Below are 21,098 nucleotides of genomic sequence, written 5' to 3' on the forward strand. Positions count from 1 at the left end.
TGCTAATATACCTTACAGATAATTATCACCTAATTTGATAACGGATGTTTAATAAAACATTACTTTTTCTTCTAATAACTTTTTCATTTCTTTCAGCACAGGAAGATCAATACGAATTAAACTCAATCTCGTTTAACGGACAGGATAAGATTTCCCAATCCACACTTGCTGAAATTATTTACTCACAGGAATCACCGGGATGGTTCTGGCAATTTTTAAACTCCTTCACACCCTTTGGAAGCGGTCCTATTTATTTTGACTCATCCAATATATCAACAGACCTTGCGGCATTAAAATCATACTACAGCGCGAACGGATTTTTTGAATCTTCATTTGCTTATGCATATTATGTCGATACGACAGATAAAAGAGTCGATCTGGAATACAGCATATTTGAAGGAGCTCAGTTTACATATAACGTAATAAATTTTCATGGACTTGAACCGGTTCCTGACTCAAGGGTTTTTTATGTATGGCGGGAGTTTGAGTTTGATTCAACTCAAAGGTTCAGCCAGGACGTTTTACAGAACGGCTTATCTAATTCGATGCTGCATCTTCAAAATACCGGCTTTATGCTTGCAAGGACAGATAGTGTGCTTGTAACTCAGGATACTTCACTTAATAAAGTTGATGTTGATCTTTATTTCCACACTGGTATAAGATACATCATCGATACATTGCTTATCGAAAAGAAGGGTGAAGGCGCTGACCTTGTTGAGAATGATCTTCTGAAAGACATAACAAATATTAATAAGGGTGACTATTATAGTCTTGAAAATATCAGGCAAAGCCAGTACCGCCTGTTCCGCACCGGACTATTCAATTCTATTGTTCTTTCTACTTCTGATGAAAATCTTTATAAAGACAAAATCCCGTTAAAGCTGGAAGGCAACATTGGTCCTCTTCATGAACTTTCACCTGAAATAATCATGAATAATCAGCAGAATGATTTCAACGTGGGTCTTGCGGCTTCATATATAAAAAAGAATTTTCTTGGCGGCGCAAGGAAACTTACCGTAAGCACTTCATTCGGTGTGCAGGATATTTTTCACATAAATCCCGGCAGCCTGATAAAAGATTTCTCATTCCGCGATACAACACTGCTTGGTTTTGTGGATTCAAGAATAACGATCGATCAGCCATTTCTGTTCGGCAAACCGATTTTCGGAAGCTGGACAAACTATGCAACTATTAATAAACAGCGGAATTTCAATAACACTATTTATGGTTCCAAGATTACAATGGAGTTCGAGCTGCCGAGGTTTACGTTCTTCAATTTTCTCAGCGCTTTTTATAATGTTGAAGTAAGCAATGAAGTTTACAGGACACTCAATGATAGTCTTTCTATAAAACTCTTATCCGCAATAGGTGCGGACTTCGGCTCAACTACAATTGATAACCTTCTTTTTCCTACTCAAGGTTATACTCTTACTTTCCAGGTAGAAGAGGCAAATTCACTTCCTTATCTTTTTGCTAAACTATCCGGCGATGATTATGACGGTGCATTGTTTTATAAGATACAGGTTACGAATGTCAACTATATTAATCTTAGCAGGAACAGGAACTCAGTGGTAGCCTTGAAATCAAAAGTCGGATACCTACATACTTTCTTTGGTGACTACTCAGGATTGCCTATCAACCGGACGTTTTATCTTGGCGGCAGTAATTCATTAAGAGGCTGGCGAGCAAATGAACTTGTTCCGGAAGGTGCGCCAAGTGTGCTTGGTGAATTTAACCAGGGAGTGAATGTTAAAGGCGGAACTTTTGTAATAGAAGGTTCAATTGAACAGAGACATAAATTTACAAATGAAATAGGCGCGGCTCTGTTTGTTGATCTTGGAAATACATGGCTGAGTTATAAAGAATTCCAGTTCGACAGGATTGCGATAGCCGCAGGATTCGGTTTCCGTTATTACTCACCAATAGCTCCGTTCAGAATAGACTTTGGACTTAAACTTTACGATCCGGCTGATAGCAAATTTATTTTCAACAAGAACTACTGGAAAAATCTGGAAATACAATTTGGGATAGGTGAAGCGTTCTAAATAATTCAGTCTTCGTTACACTTCTTACCCTTCATTCATTGCTCTTCGGCAACTAAAAATAATTTGCTTCTTTCATTTTTTTTTTTCTTTATTACAGCAAGTAAATAAAATTGATTTAATGGGGGTTAGAGTATGTCAGTAAAAATCCCGGCATTCAAGGCAAACAGCAATCAGTCATTTCGATGGCGAACCCAGAGAAATCTGATATCATTTCGCAATACCAGCATTACAAAAAAGGAGAGAAAAACTATGCGGTAACAAAAACAAATATTGTTTAAGTTTTAACAACACTCATTAGCACTGAGGCAAAAAATGAAAAGATCATTTTTATTGATACTTGTAGTAATAATAATACAACTAAGCTGTAAAGAAGATGGAATTGCTCCACCACCAAAGAATAATCCACCCGGCTGGCAGGAAGATATTCCCTGGCCAAGTTTAGCCGATAGTCCCTGGCCTATGAATCATCACGATCCGCAGAATACAGGAAGGAGTAAAGGGTTGGGACCGCAATTGGGAATATTAGAAACAGTTATTACTACGCCAGAATTGTATTCTGGTTTCGCAATTAGTAGTGATTCGGTTATATATTTTACTTCATCAGATCGAAGCAACGGTGGGCTTTTTGCTTATAGCATTGACGGTCAAATGAAGTGGTTTTCAAGTGAAGGGGGTAGGTCGTGGACCGCTCCAATATGCAGTAAGGATGGAACAATTTATTATTTAGGGCAGGGAGCATTGGTTGCTATCAATCCAAATGGCTCATTAAAATGGGAATACCCTTATCAAAATCAGACGATGAAATTATTTTCGATGGATAGAGTTGGAAATCTCTATTTCTTAGATGGATTTGAAAATCGATTAAAAATTATTAATCGATTTGGAAACTTGGTTAATTCAATCTCCGATCCTGATTTTTCATCAGCGTTAAACCTTAGCTTCGCAAATGATCTATCTTTTTCACCAGATGGCTTGACGTTGTATATTAGTGGAGCGGGCTCAGCTCTAACAGCAATAGATATAACTAATCCCAAAATAAAATGGCATTTTGGAATTGTAACGAGTAGTTTATTAAATGGAAGCGTTATTGGCTCGTTAATAGATTGTGAAGGAAATATTTATTTCCAATTTGCGGATACAACTGGAGATGTTTTTTTTGTCTCACTTGATCAGAATGGAAATAAAAGATGGCAGTTTCCATTAAGTAGGCCCTTAGACGAACAGGCAACACTTGACAAATATGGTAACCTCTACTTCGCTACTGATACACTCTATTCTATTAATATTTCGGGGAACCTAAGATGGAAATTCCCAATTGATGGGTTCTTAAGTTCTTCGCTAGTTAACGACGTAGATGGTAATTTATATTTGAGTGTAATAGGACAATCCCTAAGAACAATTGCATTTAGTAGAAATGGTGATGTCAAATGGATATTGAATGATTCCAGTTATGGTACTCTAAGTAGTTCACCTGCAATTTTTAATGATAGATTATATCTTCCTTCAAATAATAATAAAAATTATTATATCATAAGGTGAGACAAAATGAAAATTAATGTTATACTTTTTTTTATGGCAATAATCCCGAATTTTTTAATTGCCCAAAGTGGGGAAGAGGATTTAGGCTGGGGTGTCGGTGAAATATACATTGCAACTCGTGGCTTAGGTGAAACAGAAACTGTGCGTTATGGAATGAATGTTGTTGGTTCATTTTGGGGTGGCGGCGATTTAATAACGCCACCCGGTCCATTTACAATTAATTTCCCAAGTTATTATTCTGATGCTATAGCACATTATATTCAAGGATCAAATTTTATTCAAAATGTTAATAACACGAATTTCAACAACTATAATTGGCCATATTTTAGAATGGTTAATTTGGATAATATTCAAGGAACAAATTCTTATGCATATGGATTATACAAATTATTCGTATACGAATGTAATGCTTTTTTTTACATTGATTACCGAGATATGAATTATAGTTCATATTCAAACTGCAACGGTCATTGCCAGGACATCTGGCTTAAATTCGAGAAAAATGAGGATAAATTTTATTTAATGTCAGGTGATGATGATGCAAATGATCCTGATAGTGAAAATTGGAATGAACTTGAGAATGGATGTTGCATTAAATTTTTTAACATTAAAGGTCAAAGTTTTTGTCAGACATCTAGCTTTCCATATTTTTGGGAAAACAGTTTAGCATTAATCCCATCTCAAACAGGAAACCATCCACAAATTGTATGGGGACCCTACCCAAATGAAGCAATAGATAGTTATAAAATATACAGAAAGGTAGCAGTCGGTAATTACACTCATATTGCTTCAACAGCTAATAACGTTTTTGAATACGTTGATGACGAATATAATATTTCGCCAACAGGTGCGAGTTTAAATTATTATGTCACAGCAGTATTGATATCCGAGAGTGAAACAAGTTCGACAAATGTAGTTACAACACAAGGAACGGGGTTAGAAGAAGAATTTATAGAATCACAAAATGTAAATGATCTTGCATTGCAACAGAATTACCCTAATCCATTCAACCCCACAACAAACATACAGTATTCAATTCCAACGGATGGATTAGTATCACTAATAGTGTTTGATTTACTCGGTCGTGAAGTTGTAACATTGGTTAATGAATCAAAAACTGCGGGTAACTATACTGTTAATTTTGACGCATCTACGCTTGCGAGTGGTACATATATTTATCAATTAAGAACTGGTGAGTTTCTGTCAACTAAAAAGATGTTGATGATTAAGTGATGTAATCATTTGATCAGAAAGCCCACATCGTAAAAAAATAAAAACAAAATTCATAAAAAGTGAGGTTCACCTCAAAGGTGAACCTCACTTTAGCACATCATTCATTCTTTGGTTAGCAGTTCAAAATTCGTTAATTTTCCAACCCAAAACTTGCGGATATTATGATTTCTAGTATGACAGGCTACGGCAAAGGAATTGCCGAAAATGAAAGACTTATTGCAGAGGCAGAAGTTAAAAGTGTTAACAACCGCTACCTCGAACTTTCTCTTAAAATTCCACAATCACTTTTTGTAAAAGAGTATGAGTTAAGAGAGTTCATAAGGAATAAAATTTCCCGTGGTAAACTTACGGTGGTTCTTTCAGTAAAGAATAATAAAACAGGCGAAGATGTTCTTTCGCTCGATAAAACAAAGTTGAAAAATTATCTCGCTCTACTTAAGGATGTGAAAAAATCCGCGAAGCTTACCGACAAAATAAAACTTGAACATATACTTTCAGCAAAAGATATTTTTTCAACTCCGGATGTTGAATTGCTTGAAGATGAATTCACTCTCGTAAAAAAAGCTCTTGATTCAGCATTGAATGAACTGCTTAAGATGAGAAAGAATGAAGGTAAAGAACTCGCAAAAGATATGATGAACAGGCTTTCTTTTATCGAAGAAAAAATCGTTCTTATTGAAGCCGCAATGAAAGAAGGAATAGTTGAATACTACGCTAAGCTGAAGGAAAGAGTAAAACTGCTTATTGAAGATACTTCAATTCAACCGGAAAGATTGGACCTTGAACTTGCTTTACTTGCAGATAAAGCCGACATAACAGAAGAATGTGTACGATTAAAAAGCCACATTAAATTTTTCAGAGATAGCCTGGAAAACGACGGTGAACCCGGAAGAAAACTCAACTTTATCTGCCAGGAAATGAACAGGGAAGCAAATACGATTTCATCAAAGACTATTTCAACTGATATAAACCACAACGCAGTTATGATGAAAGAAGAAATTGAAAAAATCAGAGAACAAATACAGAACCTTGAGTAATAGTTGGAACAGAAAAGAGGAGCAATAATAGCAGTCTCCGCACCGAGCGGAACAGGAAAAACAACAATTGTAAAACATATACTTGAAACTTTTCCTGAAATAGTTTTTTCTGTTTCTGCAACTACAAGAAAAAAACGTTCTAATGAGACTAAGGGGGTTGAGTATTTTTTTCTAAGCGAAGAAGAATTCAAACAGAAAATTGAAAATAATGAGTTCATTGAATGGGAAAGGTTTTACGATTATTACTACGGAACCTTCAAAAATTACATTGATGAGAATATAAACACCGGGAAAACTGTTCTTTTAGAACTGGACGTCAAAGGGGCGTTGTCATTAAAAAGTATTTATCCTGACGCAGAATTAATTTATATTCTCCCCCCGAGTTTTGATGAACTTGTAAAAAGACTGAAAAACCGGAATACTGAAAAAGAGGAAGATTTTCAAAAGCGCATTGAACGCGCAAAAATGGAATTAAGCCTTAAAGATAAGTTCGATCATTTTATCTATAACGAAGATCTTGAAAAGGCATTTGAAGAAACAAAAAGTTTGATAAAAAAAATAATAACCAAGGAGAAGAAATAAATGGCTATCCAACCGATCGATTTACGGGAACTGGATCAACATTCTGCTAACGTTTATGAAGCTATAATTGCTTCAGCTAAACGCGCGCGTCAGGTGAACGATGAGACGAAGATTGAATTCAACGCATTGGTAAGCACAATACCTGTTGCTGCCGGTGATGATGAAAGTGAAGACATTGAAAATCCGGCTCAGTTAAAAATTGCCGCTGATTTTGAAAAGAGAGACAAACCGCATATTCAGTCTCTTAAAGAATTACTCGACGGAAAGTTAGAGTACTATTACAAAAAATAATTAATAATTTCTAAAAGGAAATTATTTCATGATGTCATTCCGGGCTTGTCCCGGAATCTTCTTTTAATGACGTTGTGAATCTATTTTATACTTTAACAAAAATTCAAAGACTTATCATGCAAAAAGACATCCTGTCAGGTAAAAAAATTATTCTTGGTGTAACGGGATGCATCGCTGCTTATAAATCCGCACTAATAGTTCGTGAACTTGTTAAACGAAACGCCGAAGTAAAAGTTGTTATGACTCCTTCATCAGGTGAATTTATTACCCCGCTGACTCTCTCATCACTATCAAAAAATAAAGTTATAGTGAATATGTTTCCGCCTTCACAAAAGGATGGAACTGATCTTTCAACCTGGCATATTGATTACGCACTATGGGCTGACGTAATGCTCATTGCGCCGGCAACTGTAAACACAGTCGCAAAACTTGCTCACGGTTTTGCGGATAATGCGCTTACTACTCTTGCGTTAGCATTAAGATGTCCGCTGATTATTTCTCCTGCGGCGGATGTTGATATGTATCAAAACCCAATTACACAAAAAAATATTTTAGAGCTTGAGAAATATGGCGCGTTCATTATCAACGCTGAAGAAGGTGAACTTGCAAGCGGACTAAAAGGTAAAGGAAGATTACCCGAAGTTGATAAGATCATTGATGCCGTAGAAATTGTTCTGTCAGGAATTAAAAAAGATTTAGCCGGCAAAAAGATTTTAGTTACAGCAGGACCGACTTTTGAAGATATCGATCCGGTAAGGTTTATCGGAAACAGGTCCTCCGGTAAAATGGGATTTGAAATAGCAAAAAGCGCTTACTTACGAGGCGCCGATGTTACACTCATTTCCGGACCGACTTCGTTGAGTAATTATCCTGAAATAAAATCTCTAAAAGTTCGATCAGCAGATGAAATGAAAAAAGCTGTTGAAAAAGAGTTTAAGAAAAATGATGTATTGATCATGTCAGCCGCAGTTGCCGATTACAAACCTTCCAAATATTCTACAGGAAAGATCAAGAAGGAACAGGGATTAAATTCAATTCAACTTAAAGAAACAGATGACATCCTCGCCGGGTTGAATAAAGAAAATAAAATTGTTATCGGCTTTGCACTTGAAACAAATAATGAACTGGCAAACGCTAAGAAAAAACTCGGTTCAAAAAATCTTGATATGGTTGTACTCAATTCGCTTAACGATAAACAAAGCGGGTTTGAGTTTGATACGAATAAAATTACTCTTTTGAAAAAATCAGGACAAAAGATCAGCCTGCCGCTTATGTCAAAATTCCAGGCAGCAAATAAAATACTATCAGAGTTACTGACTCTTTGAAATCATTTCAAAAAACTTTTTACTTGTTAACGGTATAATGAAGGATAATTTTAAATCACAAATAGTTCAGGCATTACTCGATCAGAAAGAAATTTTTGGCGATGAACTTTTACAGGAGAAATTAGATATCAGGAAAACAAAAGTCGTAAATAAAAACTTATCTGATGAAGATGATAAAGAAAACCTTTTTGAATCTGTTAAAGAAGACTGGGAAATTTCTACTTCATTAACTCAGTTGAATGAACTTATCTGCAACTGTACCAGATGCGCATTAGGGTTAACTAGAAAAAGTTTTGTGTTCGGTAAAGGAAATCCAAATGCAGAAGTTATGTTAGTTGGCGAAGGTCCCGGCGCGGAAGAGGATTTGAAAGGCGAACCATTTGTGGGAAGAGCCGGCGAACTTCTTACAAAAATTCTTGCCGCGATTAATTTTTCAAGAGAAGAAGTTTTTATAGCAAACATTGTTAAATGCCGCCCGCCCGGCAACAGGGTTCCGTTGAATGATGAGATTGATACCTGCTTCCCGTATCTTAAAAAACAAATTGAATTGATAAATCCGAAAGCGATTTTGTGCCTTGGTACAACAGCTTCATTTGGTTTGTTGAAAAAGAAAGAATCTCTTGGTAATATGCGCGGGAAAGTTTTTGAATTTCATAATGCAAAGGTAATGGTAACATATCATCCGGCTGCGTTGCTGAGAAATCCCAACTGGAAAAAAGGCTGCTGGGAAGATGTTCAGCAGTTCAAAAAATTATATGACGAAATGAAATAATTGTAATGGCAAAGTCACGCACAAAAGAAAATAATGTTCCCGCTATAATTCCTGCGGATGTAAAACCGCCCGCAGTTCCTGAAATTGAAGCTGCTGTTCTTGGCGCGATGCTGATTGAAAAGAATGCAGTATCAAAAGCATTGGAATTGTTGAAGCCTGACAGTTTCTATCATCGTCCACACGTACTTATTTACGAAGCTATGATGCACCTTTTCGATATTGGTGAAGCGATTGACACAGTTACAGTTTATGAAGAATTAAAAAAACGGGATCAGCTTGAACTGGCTGGAGGCGCAGTTTACCTCAGTAAACTTTCACAGAATATTTCTTCAGCAGCTAATATTGAATTTCACGCAAAGATAATTGTTGAAAAAGAAATTCTTCGCGGACTTATTTCAAGCGCTCATGACATTGCACGTTCTGCGTATGAAGGTTCTGAAGATGCGTTTGATATTCTGGATAATGCTGAAAAGAAAATTTTTGAAATAACCGAATCACATCTTAAAAGAACATTTGTCGGGATGGACAGAGCCGTACGGGAAGCTCTTGAGTATTTTGAATCCATCCATTCAAACACTAAAAAAGATTTTGCTGTACCAACAGGGTTTTACAAACTTGATGAACTGCTCGGCGGTTTTCAAAAATCCGATCTTGTGATAATTGCGGCAAGACCATCAATGGGTAAAACAGCTTTCGCTCTTAACCTTGCGCGTAACGCAGCCATCGATCATAAAGTCCCTGTAGCTGTATTCAGTCTTGAAATGGCAACGATACAATTAGTCATTCGTATGCTTTGTGCTGAAGGAAGAATAAACGCGCATCTTGTGAGAACAGGAAAACTTCCTCCAGATGAAGGAGTAAAGTTAAGCCGCAACGCACACAAACTTATTGAGTCACCGATTTACATTGATGATACTCCCGCTCAATCAATACTTGAAATAAGAGCTAAGGCAAGACGGCTGAAAGCTGAAAGAGACATCGGGATGATCATTATCGATTACCTTCAGTTGATGCAGGGACCCGCAAAAGTTGAAAGCCGCGAGAGAGAAATTTCACACATCTCGCGTTCACTTAAAGCACTTGCAAAAGAATTGAAGATACCCGTTATAGCACTCGCACAGTTGAACCGTGCAGTTGAAGAAAGTAAAGACAAACGTCCGCAGCTTTCAAACCTGAGAGAGTCAGGATCAATTGAACAGGATGCTGATGTTGTTCTTTTCCTTAACAGACCTGAATACTATGGAATAAAAAATTTCAGTGATGACGGAAGCTCAACCGAAGGAGTTGCGGAAGTGATAATCGGAAAACAGCGTAACGGTCCGGTTGGTGAAATAAGACTCGCGTTCATAAAAGAATACGCGCGGTTTGAAAATCTTGAACGTATAAGGCAAATCGAAGAATACTCCGTCGTTCCTACCAGCGAGGACATCATTTAAATAAAGTTGAGTGTTGAATTTTGAATGTTAAATTTTTTGAAACTGTTTTCATCATTACCATTTGCATATCAGTTAATTCACTTTTAATTTCTCAGTCATTTTCTGATAACGATGTTGTGATATGTGATTCAAAATTTAGAATGGCTGTTGATAGTTCGCTGCATTCGCTTCCTTTGAATGAGATAATGGTTAAAGTTGGTGAGTCGTTTATCGGTACACCTTATGAAGCATTCGCGCTTGAGAAAGACAGCGTTGAACAGCTTGTAATTAATTTTTCAGGATTAGATTGCACAACCTTCATTGAAAATGTGCTCGCGCTTTCACGTTGTATAAAGAAAGAAAAATATTCATTTGAAGATTTTCAAAATGAATTGCAGTTGATACGTTATCGCGATGGGGTAATCCATGAATATCCTTCACGCCTTCATTATATGAGCGACTGGATTTATGATAACGAACAAAAGGGTATTGTAACAAATGTAACTGATGACATAGGCGGAGAAAAAACAAGATTCAGGTTTAACTTTATGTCAACGCACCCGCAGAGTTATAAACATCTTAAAGACAATCCCGGGTTTGTTTCTGAAATACAAAAACAGGAAATGGAGATAACAAGGAGAGATCATTATTACATTCCTAAAAGCAGGGTCGGGTATTTTGAGAACAAGATCAACTCCGGTGATATAATATTTTTTACAACTTCTATAGAAGGGCTGGATGTAAGTCACGCAGGGCTTGCGGTAAAAACGGAGGGCGGTAAAACACATATTCTTCACGCGCCAAATAAAAACCTGAAAGTCCAGTTGACTGAAAAAACTCTTGTCGATTATCTCAAGTCAAACAAAGGAATGACGGGGATAATTGTTGTAAGGGCTGCGGAGTAGCGGCTTTAATACACAAAGTAAGAAGTTTAATGGTACACTGATCAGCGGGTAATAGCAGTGCTTTATGATGGTTATGATCTCCACTGATAAAAAAACATTAATAAATCTGTCACTAATTTTTCTGGTTATAATATTTATTGCCGTTAGTTTTAACTGACGGAGGAGTGAACAGTATTGTATTGACTTTAGTCACATTCTAAAATTTATAATGCGGCTAAAGCCGGTGTTACCTGTTTATATTCATCCGTCTGCTGAAGCAGACGGAAATAGAATTAAAATTGTTATACCGTGTTTATGTCTGAAAAAACTTATTCATAATTGAACCTACTTTCCAACTGCACTATACCGAACGACCCTTTCCCCGTTTCACCCATTCTCCCATTCTTTTCTCCTCCGCCTTAAATCAATTTCCCCGTTTCTCTCATTCAACAATTCCATCATCCATCACACATCATACCTCATCCATTATCCATTTGCCCTTTGTTTCCCATTGCATTAAGTTGCTATTGAATTTATAGTGCGCCCCAGTTACCATAATCCAGAATCCCGGGGCAGAGCTTTGTGGCAGTTGTACAGGTTGTGCTTGTATGTGGAAAGCGAGTCGGGAGAAAATATTTTACGCGAGAAGTTAGATGAAAGAAGCGAAAGGTTTTTTGCGGGATAACATTCTTTAATATAAGTCATGTTATACCGAAGAAAATTTTGAATTTAATTTGAAACAGATATTTTATTTGTAATCTAACATGCCAGCCGCCGGAATGTTAGACTGAATGGTGGCGGGATAAGTATAAGTTATATGCTCAAATGAGAGTTGAATGGAGAGTTTAAAAATATTACTTGAAAAATATAGTCTTGGTGATTTAGCAAGTATCTTTGGACTAATTATTACAATTATTGGATTTGTAATAACATTTATTAAAGTAAGACAATCCAAAAATGCAGCTGAGCTCGCACAAGTAATATCTTTGAAATTAAGAGAGGACCTTCAAAGAACCGATACTGTTATTGAATTTTCCGCTGCAATTATTTCGATGGACGAAATTAAACGTCTCCATCGTCAAAGAGCTTGGGAAATATTACCAGAAAGATATACTTCTTTACGTAAATCACTTATTAGTATAAAATCTAGTAATGATAAACTATCAATTGAACAAATGCGAAAACTTCAGTCTGCAATTCAAAATTTGAAAAGTATTGAAGAACAAGTTGATTTTGCAATTATTCATAAAAAAGAACCAGATAATGTTGATAAATTAAATAAAATAATTGCGCTTCAAGCAGATAAATTAACAGAAGTTTTAATTGAAATTAGAAATAAAATTGGGACATAAAAATGGAAAAAAATAAGCTCATCACTTTAGTTGAAAAACTTTCTTCAAGAAGTATTAAAGGCGAATTAGATTGGGAACAAACAGATAAAGAAGGGATATTTCAACTTACTCTCGCTAAATATACAATAAGAATATCTGCTCATACTTCCGAAGAAGATCCTACCTCATTAGATATTTTCTTAACAATTTATAATGAAGAAGGAACTTTAATAGAACGAACAGTAGATTATGATCTGAAAAATGATATTCAAAATTCTTATCAAGTATTTAAAGAGATATATAATAACGCACGAAGAAAAGCTATGGGTGTTGATAAAGCATTAGATGATATATTAACTAGCCTTGGCGATGATGATGATTCTCCTTTTTAATATCGCATATAACAAGTTTTTCAAGGCCGACCGCTTTTAACGTAACGGTATTTGTGTGAAAATAGGTTTGTGTTACAAAAGTTAGTTGCTCCTTGAATGTAGTTAACAAAATGAATTAATATATAATTATTGGCGTTGGCTTTTTAGTACTGCTTTACTGTTTTGGGCGGCGGCTTAAAAACCACGTTGTTAGTCTAACATAATATGAAACCAATATGGATATAATACTTCACCCAAATAGCGAAAAAAAATCTTTGAAGGATTATTACAAAAAAGCTTTTAAAGAAGGAAACGAAATTTTAATAGTAACTGCTTATCTAACGAACTGGGATATTGATTTGCCACTTAATAATAATTGTGAGGCATTCAGTTTAATTATAGGAACTGACTTCGGCATTACAAAAAAGCAAGCTTGTTATAAAGTATTAAAATGGTTACCAAAATATTTTAAAAGTGATTTCTGCGCCGCTGATTTCACAAATGGATTCCATCCCAAAGTAATTATATGGCGAAAGAACAATGAAGATTATTATGCAATAATAGGATCTTCCAATTTAACTCAAGCTGCTTTTGATACAAATTATGAAGTAAATGTTTTTCTAAAAATCGATGAAATCGAATATAGAAGATTAAAAAAATGGATTCACGAGATAAAACGGCTTTCGTCTCCCATATCAAACGATTGGATTGCAGGTTACAACGAAATTAAAAGAAACTATAAAGGTAAACATTCAGTACCACCGCGAATTATCACGTTCAATTTGCCAAAAGGCAAATCGATAGTAGAATCAATTAAATCAAGAAGAAAACAACAGAAAAGTTTTTCATTAATTAAAAGCAGACTTTTATCTCTAATAAAAAAATGTGCTTCAAACAAAATAAGCAACCTCGATTTTTATTATAAACTAATGAATATATGGGGATATCATAAATCAAGATTCCAAGGACAAGGTTTTCAGATCAAAGGTAAAAATGGAAATTGGCAAGTGGTTTGTAATTCATTATATAAGATTCTAACTGTTCATCAGGATATAAGTATTGCTGAAAGAGACAATTTAGTTAAAAGGGAAATTGATTTTCTCGCAAAGAAAAATAATCCTACTAGGGGCGCTTGGTTAACCGAGATACTATGTCACTATTATCCGGATTTTTACCCATTAGTTAATAAACCTATTGAAACCTGGTTACGCTTTAATAAATTCCGTTCACCGAGAAAGTCGAGTGAAGGTTCAAAGTACATAGATTTATCTTTAAAACTTAGGCAAGCAATTAGCGAATACAAAAATTACCCAGCAAAAAATTTGGCTGAATTAGATGGAGCAATTTGGAAATGGTATGATAATAATTATAAATAGTAGCCTAATGTCTTTTCAATACTGTAAAAAGAAAAAAACAGTTTTCAAACTCTACACACTAAACAAAAAATAAGTTCTTAGATAAATCAAGGCTCATCCCAATGGGATGAGCCTCAATCATTCCAATCTTCTACAAACTAACCCTAAGTGATTCAATAAAATTTCTACCCGGCGTTGTTATACCGGATGAGTACGGTCGGTATAACTCGTCGGTTATATTTTCGACTCCGCCAAATATCATAAGGTAATCAATTAGACATAAAATATATGATTATGCCGGAGTTGTTTTCAGAATCTCGGCAAGTGATTCATCGAATGATCTTAGTTTTATCCCGAAAGACTGAAGTTTATTTGTGTTCATTGAAACATCGGCAACCTGCTGGTTATCACCGGAATCATACATTGAGGTTTTAATCAGCAGGTTTTTATCAAACCCGGCAGCATCGCAAAGTCTTTCGCCAATTTCGAGTCTTGATAATCTTTCCTTACAGGCGAAGTTTATGGTTTCAGTAGGTACGTCAAGTTCAATTAATTCATTAATAATTTTTGCGGCTTCAAATAGTGATAGTGGCGTTCTGAATTGATCATAAAATAATTTTTCCTCTTTTCCTGCTTTCAACGATTCATACATTTTATGAAAATGATTTGTTGAGTGGTTCATCCCGAAACCAAACAGAAGAGCTGTTCTGAGTATGATGTAATTATTAAATGTCTCTTTTATTTTTTGCTCGCCTACAAGTTTTGTTTCAGCGTACAATGATGCGGGAATTAACTTTGCATTTTCATCAAGCATTGAACCTCTGTATCCTGCATATACAAGATCGGTGGAGGTGTAAATCAATTTGGAACCATAAACATCACATAGTTCAGCAATGTGGTTTGTTGAATTTACGTTAACATCAAAAACATATTTCGAGGTCAGTTTATCAGCCTGTGCAGGGGTTGAAACCGCTGCTGTGTGAATTACCACATCAGGATTAAACTGATTGAATATTTCTTTAAGAAACTTGTGATCGGTTATATCAACTTTAAAATTATTGAATTGAGTGCAATTGCCGGGATGTGAATTGTATAAAGTGAGCAAATTATGTTTTACAGAAAGTAATACGTTGAGATATTGTCCCAATAAACCGCTTCCGCCGGTGATTAAAATTTTCATAAACAATTTTTGGTCAGGAATTATCCCTTATTATTTTTTTGATTAAAAGATTATTTTTGTGCCGTTCTAAATAGTTGTTAAGTAGTGTCCTAATTTTACTTATAGATTCAAATTACCAATCTGTCATTCTGAATTTATTTCAGAATCTTCTTAGTTTGATAGATCCCGAAAGGCAATGCCATCAGGATGACTAATTGTGAAATTAGGAAACTACTAGCAGTTAATGAACCTTGGTTTTTCTAACCGCCTTTGTTAAATTTATCAATTATTTCTATGAATTTGATGAAAAAAAATATACTTGCCGCAATATTATTTTTATTACTGAATCAGCATGCCTTTTCCCAGGATGCAAAATTTTTTGACGCACCTTTCGGCGGAGGCGGGGGATATACACCGGCATGGTACATTCCGAAACTGGATCAGTTAAATGAAAAATTAGTTCAGAATAATATCCCTGAATTTTCAGGATCAGGATTTTATGCATCCGGCGGCGCAGGATTTATTTATATCGGCGTTGTTAAAAATTTGAGACTTGGTGGTTTTGGTTACAGCGGTTCAACATCTCAATCCGCTTTTGACGACGGTTTTAATAAAGAAGTAGTTTATACTTTAGGCGGCGGAGCTTTAACAATTGAATATACTTTGCCTGTTGTCAAGGATATCGGTATATCGGTTGGAACAGCCATTGGCGCGGGTAGTTTGACGATTGACTATTTTAAAAGTATCGGATCCGAAGACTGGAATTCAATTTGGTCAGGCACAAGCACAACAGGTTCTGAATATAAAAACATGAAAAATAATTACTGGTTCGTTTCACCTACAATAAATATTGATTTTCCCGTTTACAGGTTTTTTGTACTGCGTGTAGGCGCTGGTTATCAATTAACTTTTGGTGATAGCTGGGAAGTTGATAACGGACGCGATTTGGTAAACGTGCCATCAAAGTTAAACGGAAACAGCTTTTTTATACAAACGGGATTATTCCTCGGATTCTTCTCATTCTAATTTATTAAGGAGTTTATGAAAAATATTCTTGTAACAGGCGGAGCTGGTTTTATTGGCAGTAATTATATCAACCATATTCTTGGCGAAAGGGATGATTATAATATTATCAACTTAGATAAACTTACTTACGCGGGTAATCTTGAAAATCTAATTCCATCACAGGGAAAAAAGAATTATCATTTTATTAAAGGCGATATAACAAACGCTGAGCTTGTTAGATATTTGTTTGAGTATTACAAAATAAAATATGTAATTAATTTCGCTGCTGAATCTCACGTTGACAGAAGCATACTTGGTTCAGAAGTATTTTTCAGAACTAATGTGATGGGAACAAATGTTTTGCTGGAAACTGCCCGCCGTTTCGAAGTTGAAAAGTTTTTGCAGGTATCAACCGATGAAGTTTATGGAAGTCTTGGTAAAGATGGCTTATTCACTGAACAGACACCGCTCTCACCAAACAGTCCTTACTCATCAAGTAAAGCTTCGGCAGATATGATGGCGCTTTCGTTTTATCATACCTTTGGAATGCCTGTTGTAATTACAAGATGTTCAAATAATTATGGACCGTATCAATTTCCTGAAAAGCTTATACCACTAATGACGTTAAATTGCCTTAACAGCAAAAAGCTCCCTGTTTATGGGGATGGAATGAATGTCCGTGACTGGATTTATGTAATTGATCATAACAAAGCAATAAACCTTGTTTTTGAAAATGGAAAAGTTGGTGAAGTATATAATATCGGTGCAAGCAATGAAATGCCGAATATAGAAATCATAAAGCTTATCCTTCAACATCTGAAGAAAGATGAAAGTCTAATTGAATATGTAAAAGACCGTCCGGGTCACGACAGGAGATATGCGATTGATTCATCTAAAATTCAAAATGAATTAGGATGGAAACCTGAATTCACATTTGAGCAGGCTATTCAAGACACAATCGATTGGTATCTTGCCAACAAACCCTGGTGGGAGAGAATCTTATCAGGCGAGTACATTAAGTATTATGAAACTCAGTACAGCTTAAAATAATAGAACGAGATCGGAATAATAAAATGAAAAAGTCTTTAGTTGTTTTCTTTTGCCTGATGATAATGAAATCATATAATGCTCAGACGTTGGATGACCTTTACTCAAGATCCAATCTTGGTATGCAGTCAATCAGCGTGACATTGGGGGGTGATTTTATTGTTACCGGAACATTTGCTGCTTTTGTTACAGAAAGAATTGACCAATTCATAACAAGAATCCACACCGAAGCAAAAGAGATTAGTTTGAGAAACATTTCAGATCCCGTTATGCTTGAAAAAGTGAATACGGAACTGAAAAAATATTCAATGAGGAATATCAGGTTACTAAGAAACAACGGAGAAGAAATAAAAATTGATCTGGAGATGTATCACATCGACGGTAACCTGACAAATAATCCTTACCTCAAAAATGATGATGTAATCATCTTTCCAGCTGTGGACACAGAAAGAAATTTTTTCAGTATTACAGGTGCTGTAAACAGACCTGGGAAATATGCATTTGTGGATGGCGATGAGCTTGGCACAGCCATCAAACTCGCAATGGGATTAAATCCAGCATACAGGGACATAACAACTGCCGAAATTTCCAGGCTCTCGTACGATGGTCAAACAATGAGTTCAGAAATAGTAAATGTGAATGATGATATCAAACTGGAGCGAGGTGATAGAATTATAATTCAAGCTGTTGAAACACAGAAGAAGGATTTTAAAGTATCTGTCTATGGGGAAGTAAATTCACCTGGAGAAATTCCGATAACGAAAAATTCAACCTCACTTAGGGATGTTATTTACTCCGCCGGTGGATTGACAGAGAATGCCTCATTAAAAAGAGCCAGACTTTTTGCAGGAAATAGTTTACAGGTGTTGTTAGAAAAACAATTCGGTATAAAAATTAATCAATCTTCTTTTTTGCAGAATGAAGAATTGCTGCAAGCATTTATGGAACTCGAGAACCGGTTAATGTACAGAATGTCTAACATTACAGAAGAGGACACAGCATATTTTTTCCTCGAGAATTATATAAGACTTGTTAACCAGACAGGTTCTGTTGATTTCCAAAACCTTTTAAATGATTCATCAAATACATATGTAGTTAAAGATGGTGATATTATATTCATTCCGCAGAAGGAAAATGTAATTTATGTTTTCGGTCAGGTTAGGAATGCCGGAAAAATAAAATTTATTGATGGGAAAGACTACTCATACTATTTGGATCAAGCTGGAGGTGTTGGCGAATATGCGCAAGATGAAATAATGCTGATCAAACATTCATCACGAGAATGGATATCGCTTGAGGATAATAAAGTTCAAATAGAGGATGGTGATTTTATCTGGGTTCCAAGATCATCTTCTCATTCATTTAATTATTATGTGCAGGCGGTTGGAAACTACCTTGGAATAGTAGGCAGTGCGGCTACAATAATACTTTTACTGATTCAGTTGGGAAAATAGAATTTGATTGGAAAAATTTTATAAAAAATCTTGACATTAAAAAAATATAATATATTTTAGCAAGGCTAATTTAATTTAGCAATTTGTTCTTCGAAAGTTTGAAATTTTAATTAATTCAAAAATAAATTTAGTAATTAGTTAATCAGTCTCTTGACATTATTCATCAGACGAAGTAAATTTCAAGCCCTTCTTTTATGAAGGTTTAACAAGTTCTTTGAAAGAGTGAGTGCATTTAACCAGTCAGTTAAATGGTTTCAACTAAGCGTCTAAACGCCAAGATTACAAAATAATTAAACTCTACAACGGAGAGTTTGATCCTGGCTCAGGACGAACGCTGGCGGCGTGCTTAACACATGCAAGTCTACGAGAAAGAGGTAGCAATATCTTGATTAAAGTGGCGCACGGGTGAGTAACACGTAAGCAATCTACCCAATGATTTGGAATAACCCCGCGAAAGCGGGATTAATACCGTATGATGCAGCGGCATCGCATGATGATGTTGTTAAAGTTGCAGCAATGTAACGTCAATGGATGAGCTTGCGGCTGATTAGCTAGTTGGTAGGGTAACGGCCTACCAAGGCAACGATCAGTAGCTGGTCTGAGAGGATGATCAGCCACACTGGAACTGAGACACGGTCCAGACTCCTACGGGAGGCAGCAGTGAGGAATATTGGGCAATGCCCGGAAGGGTGACCCAGCAACGCCGCGTGGAGGATGAAGGTCGTAAGATTGTAAACTCCTGTTAGAGGGGAAGAATGTTCATAATTCGTAAGGGTTATGATTTGACTGTACCCTCAGAGAAAGCCCCGGCTAACTACGTGCCAGCAGCCGCGGTAATACGTAGGGGGCAAGCGTTGTCCGGATTTACTGGGTGTAAAGGGCGCGCAGGCGGGTTTGCAAGTCAGTGGTGAAATCTCCCGGCTTAACCGGGAAACTGCCATTGATACTGCAGATCTTGAGTACGAAAGAGAGAGACGGAATTCCAGGTGTAGTGGTGAAATACGTAGATATCTGGAAGAACACCAGTTGCGAAGGCGGTCTCTTGGTTCGATACTGACGCTGAGGCGCGAAAGCGTGGGGAGCAAACAGGATTAGATACCCTGGTAGTCCACGCTGTAAACGATGAATACTAGGTGTTGGGCCGCAAGGTTCAGTGCCGCAGCAAACGCATTAAGTATTCCACCTGGGGAGTACGATCGCAAGGTTGAAACTCAAAGGAATTGACGGGGGCCCGCACAAGCAGTGGAGCATGTGGTTTAATTCGATGCAACGCGAAGAACCTTACCTAGGCTTGAAAGGCAAGCGACCGGGTATGAAAGTACCCTTCCAGCAATGGCGCTTGTACAGGTGCTGCATGGCTGTCGTCAGCTCGTGCCGTGAGGTGTTGGGTTAAGTCCCGCAACGAGCGCAACCCCTACTATTAGTTGCCATCAGGTAATGCTGAGCACTCTAATAGGACTGCCTACGCAAGTAGCGAGGAAGGTGGGGATGACGTCAAGTCCGCATGGCCCTTACGCCTAGGGCCACACACGTGCTACAATGGGTGCTACAATGGGTTGCTAAACCGCGAGGTGGAGCCAATCCCTTAAAGGCATCCCCAGTTCGGATTGGAGTCTGCAACTCGACTCCATGAAGTTGGAATTGCTAGTAATCGCGGATCAGCACGCCGCGGTGAATACGTTCCCGGGCCTTGTACACACCGCCCGTCAAGCCATGGAAGCCGGGGGTACCCGAAGCCAGTATCCTAACCGCAAGGAGGGAATTGTCTAAGGTAAAACCGGTGACTGGGGCTAAGTCGTAACAAGGTAGCCGTACCGGAAGGTGCGGCTGGATCACCTCCTTTCTAAGAGTAATCTGAAGCCTTAACTAGACTGGTTACTCACTCTTTCTTTTAATGTTCTTTAATTACTTACTGAGCTTGAGCAATGGCTTAAGATTTAAGGGCCTGTAGCTCAGATGGTTAGAGCGCACGCCTGATAAGCGTGAGGTCAGTAGTTCAATTCTACTCAGGCCCACTATTTAGGGTTGTGCGTTAAGTGAAATCAAATCCCCTAAAAACCCATAAAGTTTTTGGGGCTATAGCTCAACTGGGAGAGCGCCGCCCTTGCAAGGCGGAGGTTATCGGTTCGATCCCGATTAGCTCCACTAAAGTTCTTTGAAAGATTGAAAGAGTAAAAATCATATCTGATTTAAATCAGGTAAAAGATTTACTGAGCCATAAACAACAATTATCTTTTTTTATAAATAGATTTG

17 protein-coding genes, 2 tRNA genes and 1 rRNA gene are annotated in these 21,098 nt (G+C 36.8%); 19 read left to right on the forward strand and 1 reads right to left on the reverse strand.

Features of this window, described 5'->3' with window-relative positions; genetic code table 11:
* Positions 1 to 44 precede the first annotated feature (44 nt).
* From IPM56_02365 to IPM56_02425, 13 genes are all read left to right on the forward strand, one after another.
* Positions 45 to 2,045 (forward strand): BamA/TamA family outer membrane protein, encoded by a 2,001-nt coding sequence (locus tag IPM56_02365; protein ID QQS36825.1) that lies wholly within the window; start codon positions 45 to 47, stop codon positions 2,043 to 2,045.
* 312 nt (positions 2,046 to 2,357) lie between these two features.
* The gene (locus IPM56_02370) at positions 2,358 to 3,584 is read left to right on the forward strand and encodes a PQQ-like beta-propeller repeat protein (GenBank protein ID QQS36826.1); all 1,227 of its coding nucleotides are present in this window, start codon (positions 2,358 to 2,360) and stop codon (positions 3,582 to 3,584) included.
* Between the two features lie 522 nt (positions 3,585 to 4,106).
* A complete protein-coding gene (locus tag IPM56_02375) occupies positions 4,107 to 4,817 on the forward strand; it encodes a T9SS type A sorting domain-containing protein (GenBank protein QQS38205.1) in 711 nt (236 codons plus the stop codon).
* A gap of 161 nt (positions 4,818 to 4,978) precedes the next feature.
* Positions 4,979 to 5,854 carry a YicC family protein gene (locus tag IPM56_02380; GenBank protein ID QQS36827.1) on the forward strand — a complete coding sequence of 292 codons (876 nt, stop codon included), beginning with the start codon at positions 4,979 to 4,981 and terminating at the stop codon, positions 5,852 to 5,854.
* A 3-nt stretch (positions 5,855 to 5,857) separates the two neighbouring features.
* Positions 5,858 to 6,436 (forward strand): guanylate kinase, encoded by a 579-nt coding sequence (gene gmk / locus IPM56_02385; protein ID QQS36828.1) that lies wholly within the window; start codon positions 5,858 to 5,860, stop codon positions 6,434 to 6,436.
* On the forward strand, positions 6,437 to 6,727 hold the full coding sequence (locus IPM56_02390) for a DNA-directed RNA polymerase subunit omega (GenBank protein QQS36829.1): 291 nt from the start codon (positions 6,437 to 6,439) through the stop codon (positions 6,725 to 6,727).
* 116 nt (positions 6,728 to 6,843) lie between these two features.
* Positions 6,844 to 8,052 (forward strand): bifunctional phosphopantothenoylcysteine decarboxylase/phosphopantothenate--cysteine ligase CoaBC, encoded by a 1,209-nt coding sequence (gene coaBC / locus IPM56_02395; GenBank protein QQS36830.1) that lies wholly within the window; start codon positions 6,844 to 6,846, stop codon positions 8,050 to 8,052.
* 37 nt (positions 8,053 to 8,089) lie between these two features.
* Entirely contained in the window at positions 8,090 to 8,824 is a 735-nt protein-coding gene (locus IPM56_02400; GenBank protein QQS36831.1) for a uracil-DNA glycosylase, read from the forward strand.
* Between the two features lie 5 nt (positions 8,825 to 8,829).
* Positions 8,830 to 10,260 (forward strand): replicative DNA helicase, encoded by a 1,431-nt coding sequence (gene dnaB / locus IPM56_02405; protein QQS36832.1) that lies wholly within the window; start codon positions 8,830 to 8,832, stop codon positions 10,258 to 10,260.
* A gap of 140 nt (positions 10,261 to 10,400) precedes the next feature.
* Positions 10,401 to 11,144, forward strand: coding sequence for a DUF1460 domain-containing protein (locus IPM56_02410; protein QQS38206.1), 744 nt, complete (start codon positions 10,401 to 10,403; stop codon positions 11,142 to 11,144).
* Positions 11,145 to 11,959: 815 nt separating this feature from the next.
* A complete protein-coding gene (locus IPM56_02415; protein ID QQS36833.1) occupies positions 11,960 to 12,475 on the forward strand; it encodes a hypothetical protein in 516 nt (171 codons plus the stop codon).
* Positions 12,476 to 12,477: 2 nt separating this feature from the next.
* Positions 12,478 to 12,846 (forward strand): hypothetical protein, encoded by a 369-nt coding sequence (locus tag IPM56_02420; GenBank protein QQS36834.1) that lies wholly within the window; start codon positions 12,478 to 12,480, stop codon positions 12,844 to 12,846.
* A gap of 215 nt (positions 12,847 to 13,061) precedes the next feature.
* Entirely contained in the window at positions 13,062 to 14,201 is a 1,140-nt protein-coding gene (locus IPM56_02425) for a phospholipase D family protein (protein ID QQS36835.1), read from the forward strand.
* Between the two features lie 271 nt (positions 14,202 to 14,472).
* Here the strand turns inward: IPM56_02425 and IPM56_02430 are convergent, their stop codons facing one another.
* Positions 14,473 to 15,360: an NAD(P)-dependent oxidoreductase gene (locus tag IPM56_02430; GenBank protein QQS36836.1), complete on the reverse strand. Its 888-nt coding sequence runs from the start codon at positions 15,358 to 15,360 to the stop codon at positions 14,473 to 14,475.
* 282 nt (positions 15,361 to 15,642) lie between these two features.
* On the opposite strand from IPM56_02430, the gene IPM56_02435 reads away from it, so the two are divergent.
* The 6 genes from IPM56_02435 (at position 15,643) to IPM56_02460 (ending at position 20,990) form a co-directional block, all read left to right on the forward strand.
* The gene (locus IPM56_02435) at positions 15,643 to 16,365 is read left to right on the forward strand and encodes a hypothetical protein (protein QQS36837.1); all 723 of its coding nucleotides are present in this window, start codon (positions 15,643 to 15,645) and stop codon (positions 16,363 to 16,365) included.
* A gap of 15 nt (positions 16,366 to 16,380) precedes the next feature.
* Positions 16,381 to 17,394 (forward strand): dTDP-glucose 4,6-dehydratase, encoded by a 1,014-nt coding sequence (rfbB, locus tag IPM56_02440; GenBank protein QQS36838.1) that lies wholly within the window; start codon positions 16,381 to 16,383, stop codon positions 17,392 to 17,394.
* Positions 17,395 to 17,417: 23 nt separating this feature from the next.
* A complete protein-coding gene (locus IPM56_02445; protein QQS36839.1) occupies positions 17,418 to 18,845 on the forward strand; it encodes an SLBB domain-containing protein in 1,428 nt (475 codons plus the stop codon).
* A 299-nt stretch (positions 18,846 to 19,144) separates the two neighbouring features.
* Positions 19,145 to 20,688 (forward strand): 16S ribosomal RNA (locus IPM56_02450).
* A gap of 98 nt (positions 20,689 to 20,786) precedes the next feature.
* Positions 20,787 to 20,860: transfer RNA gene (locus tag IPM56_02455), tRNA-Ile, on the forward strand.
* Positions 20,861 to 20,917: 57 nt separating this feature from the next.
* Positions 20,918 to 20,990 (forward strand) — tRNA-Ala (locus IPM56_02460).
* Positions 20,991 to 21,098: the final 108 nt, after the last annotated feature.

Source organism: Ignavibacteriales bacterium, from assembly GCA_016700155.1.
In the GTDB taxonomy this organism is placed as follows: Bacteria; Bacteroidota; Ignavibacteria; order Ignavibacteriales; family Ignavibacteriaceae.

Bases quoted from the DNA above. Each gene is read 5' to 3' on its own strand.
- IPM56_02365 (QQS36825.1), top strand. From the start codon at position 45: ATGTTTAATAAAACATTACTTTTTCTTCTAATAACTTTTTCATTTCTT.
- IPM56_02370 (QQS36826.1), top strand. From the start codon at position 2,358: ATGAAAAGATCATTTTTATTGATACTTGTAGTAATAATAATACAACTA.
- IPM56_02375 (QQS38205.1), top strand. From the start codon at position 4,107: ATGTCAGGTGATGATGATGCAAATGATCCTGATAGTGAAAATTGGAAT.
- IPM56_02380 (QQS36827.1), top strand. From the start codon at position 4,979: ATGATTTCTAGTATGACAGGCTACGGCAAAGGAATTGCCGAAAATGAA.
- IPM56_02390 (QQS36829.1), top strand. From the start codon at position 6,437: ATGGCTATCCAACCGATCGATTTACGGGAACTGGATCAACATTCTGCT.
- coaBC (QQS36830.1), top strand. From the start codon at position 6,844: ATGCAAAAAGACATCCTGTCAGGTAAAAAAATTATTCTTGGTGTAACG.
- IPM56_02400 (QQS36831.1), top strand. From the start codon at position 8,090: ATGAAGGATAATTTTAAATCACAAATAGTTCAGGCATTACTCGATCAG.
- dnaB (QQS36832.1), top strand. From the start codon at position 8,830: ATGGCAAAGTCACGCACAAAAGAAAATAATGTTCCCGCTATAATTCCT.
- IPM56_02410 (QQS38206.1), top strand. From the start codon at position 10,401: ATGGCTGTTGATAGTTCGCTGCATTCGCTTCCTTTGAATGAGATAATG.
- IPM56_02415 (QQS36833.1), top strand. From the start codon at position 11,960: ATGGAGAGTTTAAAAATATTACTTGAAAAATATAGTCTTGGTGATTTA.
- IPM56_02420 (QQS36834.1), top strand. From the start codon at position 12,478: ATGGAAAAAAATAAGCTCATCACTTTAGTTGAAAAACTTTCTTCAAGA.
- IPM56_02425 (QQS36835.1), top strand. From the start codon at position 13,062: ATGGATATAATACTTCACCCAAATAGCGAAAAAAAATCTTTGAAGGAT.
- IPM56_02430 (QQS36836.1), bottom strand. From the start codon at position 15,360: ATGAAAATTTTAATCACCGGCGGAAGCGGTTTATTGGGACAATATCTC.
- IPM56_02435 (QQS36837.1), top strand. From the start codon at position 15,643: ATGAAAAAAAATATACTTGCCGCAATATTATTTTTATTACTGAATCAG.
- rfbB (QQS36838.1), top strand. From the start codon at position 16,381: ATGAAAAATATTCTTGTAACAGGCGGAGCTGGTTTTATTGGCAGTAAT.
- IPM56_02445 (QQS36839.1), top strand. From the start codon at position 17,418: ATGAAAAAGTCTTTAGTTGTTTTCTTTTGCCTGATGATAATGAAATCA.